The following is a 1,255-nucleotide window of genomic DNA, read 5'->3' as shown; positions in this document are numbered from 1 at the left end:
ATCTTGAGCAAGGCGAGTTGCTGTTCGGGAACCGAGAAATCGACCCGCATCGTGTCGAGGTCCTGCAATGTCACCACGGCGGTGCCGGGCGCCAGATACTGGCCGATATCGATTTTGGGAATGCCCACCGTGCCGCCGAAAGGCGCCGTCAGCTGCTTCTGTTCGAGTACGGCCTGCAGCTTGGTGACCTGAGATGCCGAGGCCGAGGCCGCCGCACGCGCCGTGTCCAGCGTCGAGTCGGAGCCGACGCCACGCCTGGTCAGTTCAATGGCGCGGGCCAGCGAGGTCTGGTCGAGCGCGGCCTGCGCTTTCTGTGCGTCGAGATCGGCGCGCTCGACGGCGTCATCGAGCTGCAGCAGAACCGCATTGTCGGCCACCTTCTGGTTGGCATGGAAAAGGATGTCCTTGACGATCCCGGTGGTCTCGACCGTCAGGTCGACACCACGCACAGCCCTGACCGTACCGATCGCCTCGACGCCTGGCGTCCAGGCCGAAGGCTTGGCGATGGTCGTCGAAACGGTTGCCGCCGGCGGCTTCATCGATGCGAAGTACTGCTTGATGCCGTTGTCGCGCAGGAAGTTGAAGCCGACGATGCCGCCGACCACAACGACGAGCAGAGCCAGAACCAGAACAATGATAAAGATACGGAGTATGCGCTTGAACAAGGAAGTCCCCTCAGTCGAAATCCGGCGCGAAGCGCGGATATCGGGACACATATCGACTGCGGGTCCCGATTTCAAATAATGGCGGTCTTCCTGTACCGTCTGGACGGTCTTGTCAATTGGGCCTAAGCTTGCGATGGGAGGCCCCATGAGAGCCCAAAGACCGAATTCGCGCGAGAAGATTCTCGCCGCGGCGGCTGATGTTGCCCGGGAATCCGGACCAGGCAGCCTGTCGCTGGATGCCGTAGCCAGCCGTGCCGGCGTGTCGAAGGGAGGGCTCCTCTACAATTTCCCGACCAAGGCAAAATTGATGCAAGGTTTGGTCGAAGGCTATCTGCGTGAGTTCGAGCACGCACTGGAAGCCGCCCGCACAAATGCCAAGGACGAAAATCCCCTGGCTGTCTACATCAGGCTGTCAGCCAATGATTGCGAGGAAAAGCAGCCGTCGGCGTCCTGGATTTTCTCGGCCATCGCCGAGGATCCCGATTTCATGATGCCGATAAAGACCTTCAAGAGGCAGCTTTTCGAGCGGCTGAAAGGTGAGACGCCGGATCTCAAATCGCTGTTGATCTGCTATCTCGCCATCGAGGGAT

General features: G+C 60.2%; 2 protein-coding genes. One reads left to right on the top strand and one right to left on the bottom strand.

Translation table 11 applies throughout. The features are described 5' to 3' along the window. A partial coding sequence (locus EN750_RS34890; protein WP_127399317.1) for an efflux RND transporter periplasmic adaptor subunit occupies positions 1–665 on the bottom strand: 665 nt, incomplete at its 3' end. Between the two features lie 145 nt (positions 666–810). Between EN750_RS34890 and EN750_RS34885 the strand changes: the two genes are divergently transcribed. Next, on the top strand, positions 811–1,255 hold a 445-nt coding region (locus tag EN750_RS34885), incomplete at its 3' end, for a TetR/AcrR family transcriptional regulator (RefSeq protein ID WP_145968218.1).

It is taken from the genome of Mesorhizobium sp. M7A.F.Ca.ET.027.03.2.1, assembly GCF_003999175.1.
In the GTDB taxonomy this organism is placed as follows: Bacteria; Pseudomonadota; Alphaproteobacteria; order Rhizobiales; family Rhizobiaceae; genus Mesorhizobium.
Note: the sequence above shows the minus strand (reverse complement) of the source record. Positions and strands in the feature narration are given on the sequence as shown.